6 protein-coding genes are annotated in these 7751 nt (G+C 39.5%); 3 read left to right on the top strand and 3 right to left on the bottom strand.

Annotation, left to right across the window (positions count from 1 at the left end; genetic code table 11):
* From CXF74_RS16580 to CXF74_RS16570, 3 genes are all read left to right on the top strand, one after another.
* The coding region (locus CXF74_RS16580) for a LysR family transcriptional regulator (protein ID WP_157822437.1) at window positions 1-821 on the top strand (821 nt) is incomplete at its 5' end.
* A gap of 451 nt (window positions 822-1272) precedes the next feature.
* Window positions 1273-1800 carry a magnesium transporter gene (locus CXF74_RS16575; protein WP_101083642.1) on the top strand — a complete coding sequence of 176 codons (528 nt, stop codon included), beginning with the start codon at window positions 1273-1275 and terminating at the stop codon, window positions 1798-1800.
* Window positions 1801-2156: 356 nt separating this feature from the next.
* Window positions 2157-3146, top strand: a complete 990-nt coding sequence (locus CXF74_RS16570) for an efflux RND transporter periplasmic adaptor subunit (protein WP_101083641.1) — start codon at window positions 2157-2159, stop codon at window positions 3144-3146.
* A 279-nt stretch (window positions 3147-3425) separates the two neighbouring features.
* On the opposite strand, the gene CXF74_RS16565 is transcribed toward CXF74_RS16570, so the two are convergent.
* The 3 genes from CXF74_RS16565 to CXF74_RS16555 are packed head-to-tail and all read right to left on the bottom strand — an operon-like array spanning window position 3426 to window position 7746.
* A complete protein-coding gene (locus CXF74_RS16565; protein WP_101083640.1) occupies window positions 3426-3989 on the bottom strand; it encodes an Lcl C-terminal domain-containing protein in 564 nt (187 codons plus the stop codon).
* Window positions 3989-5449, bottom strand: a complete 1461-nt coding sequence (locus CXF74_RS16560) for an Lcl domain-containing protein (RefSeq protein WP_101083639.1) — start codon at window positions 5447-5449, stop codon at window positions 3989-3991. The genes CXF74_RS16565 and CXF74_RS16560 overlap by 1 nt, the downstream gene beginning before the upstream one ends.
* A complete protein-coding gene (locus tag CXF74_RS16555; protein WP_101083638.1) occupies window positions 5446-7746 on the bottom strand; it encodes a proprotein convertase P-domain-containing protein in 2301 nt (766 codons plus the stop codon). Before CXF74_RS16555 ends, CXF74_RS16560 begins: the two co-directional genes overlap by 4 nt.
* Between the last annotated feature and the right edge of the window lie 5 nt (window positions 7747-7751).

Genomic DNA, 7751 nt, shown 5'->3' with positions numbered 1-7751 from the left:
CCATTAGCACTATGCTAGGTCGCCTAAAAGAAGAAATGGGGCAGGCGTTGTTTATCCGTAAAGGCAGAGGTGTTGTCGCCACGAGTGCAACGCTAAGCTTATATAATCAGGTTCAGACTTCGGTTCATCAGTTGAGTGGTGTTTTTCATTCGTTTTCTACTTTTGACCCAAGCTTAACAACACGTAAATTTGTCACCACTGCCCCCGAACATCTACAGTGGTTTTTACTCGATCATTTTTCTCTAAATAGTAATGATAATGTGTCTATTGAGGTACATGATCAACCTGGGGATGATGAACATCTTTATGATGCTATGCTGACTCAGAAGTTTGATGTGATGGTTGATATTTTGCCATTGAATAAACCTAATATAGAAAATATGCTCTTGTTTGAAAGCGAACTTGTTGTGGTATGCAGTCAATCTCACCCACGCATTAATGGCACTTTATCACTTGAACAATTCTTTGCTGAGGAACATGCAGTATTAGAACGAACACGGTATAAGCAGTTCAGCTTAGAACACTATACGGACACAGAGGTAACCGAACGGAAAATTATTTATCATGGCCGTTCTTTGTTTAGTAATATGATGCTTGTTAGTCAGTCCGACTATTTAACCGTTGTGCCTTTATCGATGGCATTACAATCAAAAGATAAATTATCATTACAAATACACAAGCCACCGTTTGATTATCAAAAAGTAAAAAGCTACTTAATTTGGCATCGTAAAGTCACTCAAGATCCTGCAAATACGTGGCTTAGTGATCAACTTATTAAGCTTGCGAATAAAATTAAAATAGAAAAAATGGCTTATGAATAAGATATTGGGTTAAATAGTTTACAAGCCTTATGACTAACACAGTTCATTACCCTACTTTTAACCGCATGAATAAAAACGCCCTGAGCCACTTGTGGATATCAACATATTGATCCACTAATTTTTTAAGGCAACAAAGCAATATCCCCCCTTAGTCTTAATTCACCTTCTTTGATTAACCTTCGTTGTGAATCAAAGAAGGTGAATTAGCACTTAACAATAACCCGCACCATAAAGCAGTATTACTCATAGAGTAAAACGTACTAATACGGCTAACCACAAGTTCCTATTTCATCTGTTTTTTCATGTGTTGATTAGCCTAGAAGCAGAGTCTTGCGGATACACTTAAACTTAATTAACCATCGTAATAGCCTGTAGTTACTACAGCCGTTCATCGTTACTATGGTAGCGAAATATTAAGTTTCAAAATATAAAGTGCAAACTAGGAAATAAGATGAACATCATAAAAAGTATTTTTAGAGTCATTTCAATAATCTGCATCGTTCTATTCAAATTTATCTGCTTTATGGGCTTGATGCTTGGATGTGCGTATTTGTTGGCGCCACTGGGCACAATTAACTCTAAAGATATCGACTTAAGCACCTTCACGAATGCGCCTAATGACACCATGATGGTGATATTCAATTCAGAATATTTTAGTGGTTACCTTTTTGCTGTCACGTTGGCGGTGGTTATTTTTGTTTTTTATCTACTCTGGGAATTACACGAAGTTGCCGTACATAAAGCACAAGAAAAAAATAGCACACACATCCAATTAGTCTTTGCATTGTCACTGTGTGGATTGTTTATAAACAAAACTTGGTGGGTACTTGCCATCATTATTGCTTTTGCTAACTGGCAACACATCGGTGCTTCACTGACTGACATTATTAAAAATGCACTGGCGACAAAAAACAACAAAATACATGGCAATGATAATGACAAAAACACATTACCTCACAAGGATGGGCAAGCCCATTAATGCGTGATGGATTTTGTAGCTAAGACGGTTTATTTATTACGATGAACATATAGCGAATATAGCTTTAGTGCTGATGGAGATACTTTTTATCACCTACTTATGCGCTCAACATGTGGTGTTTTTAATGCTCAAAGAGAGTCGTAAAAAATCCATATCTTAAAATCGAATTGCTATTAATACTATGTTGTTGATTTATTTTACAAATATGGTGGTTATTAATTTTTATAGTGCTGTTAGTGCACAGTGACTTTCTGGGATGTTTATTAACCACTTGGTGAGACGTATCTATCACCTATCGATAAAAGTTAAAGGTGTTGTAAATGTGTGTTTACAACCAAAAATGAAAAGGTAATACAATGAAAGATATAATAATTCCTTATATCCTATTAATGTGGGTATTAGTTTCGACCGGTGCAATAAAATGGTCATTAAAAAGCGCAGTCTGGATAGTCTCTGGTGGCGTGTTTATTTTAGTTATATTAGGCATTATGTCGCGTTTGTGGGCACCCGTTGATTTAACCTACTCGTCAACAGTAAAAGCACCACATGCAATACTATCTCCACTATTTGGTGAAGAAATTGATCGTATTTATGTTGACCATAACCAAGTTGTTAAAAAAGGCGATATTATTTATACCTTAGTGGATACCGATTCTGCCGCCGATATAAAAAAGATAAAAGCCTCAATTATCAAACAAGAAGAGTCTATTTCACAGCAAAAACGTGACTTAATACGAGCAAAAAAATCACCTGAAATCTTCAAATTTAGAGATGTTGAAAAATACAGATCAGACCTTAAAGTCGCCAATGCATCGTTACTTTCACTGCAAGCAGATTTAGAAAAAACACTATTTGTACAAAAAAGAAAAACGGTAAAAGCCCCATTTGATGGACAAGTGTCCGTGGTTAATATCGCCGATGGTAGCCGTATCGGTAATATGCATATCTATGATACATCCAAAAAATTTATGGAAATGCGCATCTCAGATCAGACTTATCGTTATGTAAAACCAGGACAATTTTCAGAATTTTATGTTGATGCTTACCCGGGTGAAATCTTTCGTGCAAGAGTGCATAGTTTTACCGCTGGCACAGGCGAATCATCTATCTCCCCAATACAAGGGCCACAAAGTGTAAAACAACATGTTGGTGCTAATGCGCGTTCTCATGGGCGTACTGTTATTTTAGAGATTATTCAGCCCGAAGGTAAAGTGATTCCAATCGGCGCAACAGGATCAGCCTGGATAGCGGCATTAAAACCGCACCCACTATTTGGCTTTATTGATGTTATTGGTGCTGCCACGGTACGTCAACATTCATACAAGTCATATTTTAATGCTCTATAAAACAAATAAGAGGTAGTCACTGATGGCCCGCCTCCTACCTCATTTTATTGTCTGTGGCTAAATATTATTAATTAGCCACAGACAATTTTTTATTATGAAAAATCACAATAAAAACTATTGCATCATATTCTATATGAAATAAGAATGATCATTAATAACACATTTAATAAGCGTGCACTTTTACCTTCATCATTTTAAATACAACAGAAAATAGTTTTTTTAATAAAAAAATACCAGGCTTTATAGCGGTACTCCTATTTTTACAAAAAATAACATAAATTAATCGCTAACAAGTAAGACACTAATGGCAACTTCTGCTGAACCTCGCTCATAAATTTCGCCATTAATCGTGTCGTATGTAAGCACTTTATTATTGTTTTCAGTCGGCGTATTACTCCAAATATACGCTTTTAAGCTACCGTCAGTAGTTTTATATGGGAAAGCACCATAAAATGCTTTCTCATTTAAAGAAGGAGCTCGACAGCTATGCTCGGTCAAAGACACCAATTCTTTAATATTAGGCAAACGCCAATTTGTTTTACCCGCAAAATGATAGAGCGCGTTGCTTTCACTGTTGTTAATCGCTTCAACATCATTAAGAGCGGCTTGCCAGAAAACCGTATTACCCTCACCATCACAAATTTGGTTATCTTTATCCCATGTTTTACCTAGTGGGCAGCGCATCCAAGTTAGGCCTGAAATACGATCATAAACTGTGCCATTATCATTAGATTGGTAACGAATGTTGGGTACTGATTTACCTTCACTCATTGAGCACTCTTGAGCAGCTATACCAGCAACCGGTAATAACGCGAGCATTAACCCTAATACTTGTTTTTTCATTATTGTGTGATCCCTTTTGCAACTAGGCGTAGTGGCATTTGATATGAGTCATAGTTGTCATTTTCAACTTGGTCGCTGTAAATTTCTATCATCGAGACAGTGCCTCGGTTACTACCACGAGTCTGAACAAGTGAGCGCATTTCTGAGCCACTCATCGCTGTATCTGAATATTCAGTAAAGCTTGGCGTTGATGTCCAAACTGAACCCGTTTCCAAATAGCTCGCTTTACTTTGCAGTGGGAAGTAAGCGTGAGTCAAACCATAAACCTCATCGTCGTCATCTTTCTGTGTTTCACCAAAGTTAATCAATCCATAGAATTCATTAAAAGTAGGTAAACGCCAAGTACTAATACCACAAACCTTCATTTCATTGAGATAGTTAACATATTGCTCTGTTGTACAGATGTTATCTCCGGTTGCTTCGCATCCAGCCAGTTTAATATCTTCAATATACGGTTCGAATTTACCAGACACCTGATACGCAAATAGACGATCAAAATGTTGAGCTGAGCTGGCGTCATTCAGTTTACTTTCCCAGATAAGTCCTGTGCGCTCATCTTTAACACAAGGCCATTCAGCTACCTCAGTCGCCAGTGGCTGACCATTGGCATCTAGTTTGACAAATTTAAAGCCTTTATCCTTTGCGTCAGAACCAAAATCTGCATCCTGACCCGGGTAATCCACTTGAGAAATACTGCTAACACCACCATCAGATAAGAACGTGGTTACGCCAGTATCATTAAGTGCCACTGCATCCGCGCTCTGATTTAACTCATCCACAAGACCTTTCAGCGCTTCCTCGGTAGGCGCAGTGTTTAGAAGAATATCTTTGTAATCTTCTAAACTACCGCTCAAAATTGCCAAAGAGTAATCTGCAGCGCTTTTGTCCATGGCACCAATAATGGACAAAATATTATTTTCCAGTGTGGCATACTCATTGTTGCTACCTTCATTGAGTAAGTTATCCGTCGCAGGCAACCCCAGTGCAAGCAGTTGTTTTTTTACTAATTGAACTGCTTCATCAATACTTTTTCCTGACGCAACCTGACCTGCCACTAAGGTAGTGATGGCATTAATTTCATTACCCGTTGCTTTTTGCTGTCCTGGTGATACAAAAAAAGCATTGGTTTTTTCACCACTTTTGCTTGCTTTGCTATAACGAGACAAGTTGCTTGCACTCGCATCAAGCTGCACAATAAGTGGTGCATTCAGAATACTTTTCTGGCTACTGGTAATGGTAAATAGACCGTTGTTTGCAGGCACACTCGGTTCACCTGAATCACAGGTAAAATTCCCATTTAAATCCGCACAGACGGTTTCACTACCGCTAGCAGCCAGCGCGGTTACACGCCCCGAAACACTGTAAGTCGGTGAACTTTGATCTGAACTACCGCCAGAATCCGAACTGTTACAACCCGCAGCCAATAAAGCCAAAGTCACTATAGTTAGTTGATATTTCATTTTTTTCCTTGTTCTGTTTGAGTATAAAGATGTCGTTTACGACGTAAGCATAAAAAAATGAGACCGAGCAGTAGACCATGTGACATTGCGCCACCACTACTAGATCCGGCGCCATTATTTTCATTACTGTTGCTATTAGAGGCAGTGTTTGTACAACTGTATTGTGCAACCTTAGCAACTGCCCATTCAACCAAGTTGCCAGTACTATCAGGAGAGTAATCCGTTACTTCTAGTCGCCAGGTTCCAGCCATTGGTTCGCCAATAAATGTAGAAAGATTATTGTCATGTTTGGCGATCCAATATCGAGCGAGTGTCGATTGGGAATAGGTTTGATGAGTAAGAATATCCTGTCGTGTTCCTTTAGGAGAAATAACCGTGACACGTAGATCTGCAATATTTTCATGAGAAATTTTCAGGTATAGCGCTAAGTTATCGTCTACGGTGTTCGAATCACCATTGATAATAAAGTTGAAGCTTTTAAAGCCATGATTTATAGCTCCATGTTCATTGACAGTGGCATCCGGTAATACTGAGTTTTGTATCTTAACATTCTGATCAAGCTCAGGAACCCCATATACTAGCGTTGTCTCTTCGGTCCAATCCAATGCCTGAAGCTGGCGATTATATTGGTAAGCAAGTGCAGTGCTCAACGTAAATGATTCACCACAAATAGCCACATTTGGTAAATGAATCCTTTTCTCTAGCGTGGAAAATTTATCTGATGTAAGGGCCTCACTCGCACTAATAGAGGTCTTTATTAGACCCTCTATAAAAGCCTGACGGCCGTTAGCCATCAAGCGCATATTTAGCGGATTATTATGGTCCACGTAACGAGAGTCGACTTCAACTCTAAAGGGAGCTTTGAATAATCCATGCACCTGAAAATTAGCTTTCAAGAGTGCAGCATAATCACGCCCCGGATATAACTTGTTAGCAACATAAATCATGCTCTCTGCCAGATCATGCATTTTCATGCTCCGACCCATGCCATACATCGATTCAAGTACGATCGTATCAACTTCAATAAAAGCGTCTTTTCCGTAGTGCTCTGCCCCCTGTTTTAGCGTTTGGAATAAAGGGGTAGACCACAGCTCGTCGCCAAGCTCTCCCCCCGCACTTTCATGAGCGCGGTACTCACTTTCTTCAAAGTAGCGTGCTTTTTTATTCCAAAGACTACGCGTCACTATTTTACTGCCGAAATAACCATCCCAATTGAACACGGTATCAATTTCGAAATCACTGCCTTCTTCGTATAACTTGCGATAGCTATTTGACCCCGCCCAGTAATCGGCAAAACCTTCAGCCATTGCTCCGGTGTGCCCATATCCCCAATCCGGTACAATCTGATAATGAATGCCATGGGCCAGCTCATGAAGAACAACATCTGCATCAAGCGCATCGGGTGACCCACCAATACCAAACATGACCGCCTTAGGCCCCATGAAGTAACTAGAGTTATTGTTTGACAGACCACGCCCATCAAACTTGACCGCATTGGAAAAAAGAGAGTAACCAAGTGATTCCAAGTAGCGAAGTGACTGGTCAATTTGATAAAATGCCATTACCTGCGTGAAGTTGTTACTCGCAAAAGTGAGGTTTTTTAAATCTTCAATTTGATCAAATTCGATGGCCTCTTCTAAAGCAAGAAATGAGGCACTATCATTTTTTTCCCATACACCAGAGTCTGGATTTTTAGCTTCAAGGTACTCAGCATCCACCTGTTTCACACGCTCATTAGAAAGATAAAACTTACCACCCGAATTCAGTAAATCGACATCACGCAAGACAAAGCGCGCTGGGTTCGGATAATCAGCGACATCCGCCCAAGGTACATCGGGGGCGCCTTGTTTATCCATGGTTCTCAAATCAAGTTCAAACACGTTGACCTGCGCATTAACTAGGGAGCCAGTAGACAATTCAGGAGGAGAATTCGCTTTAAGCCGACGAGGAGACTCAAGCTCTGTTGCTGTTATGGCAACACCGTCACGTAAAATAGTATCTTCTAAACTCTTAAAAACACGCTGAACAATGCCTAAATTATCCGTGTGTAAGACAATCGTGCGTTGCGCTTTATATTCGCCATTTAGGGTAATATTGAAATTATATTGATGGCCAAGCTTACTTTCACTTTCATAACGAAGCGCCACGCTACCAATATCCGGATAATGAGTTTCGATGTAGCTTTTAGCTGCCACTAAATCAGCCACAATTTCATTTCCTGCAGGGTGCTCCCATTCGCCACCCTGAGCGAATGCACTGATAATTAACAATGCAAACATTGTGAGTTGAGGTTTCATATCTA

It is taken from the genome of Psychromonas sp. Urea-02u-13 (assembly GCF_002835995.1).
GTDB lineage: Bacteria > Pseudomonadota > Gammaproteobacteria > Enterobacterales > Psychromonadaceae > Psychromonas.
This window is presented reverse-complemented; position numbering and strand designations above follow the sequence as displayed.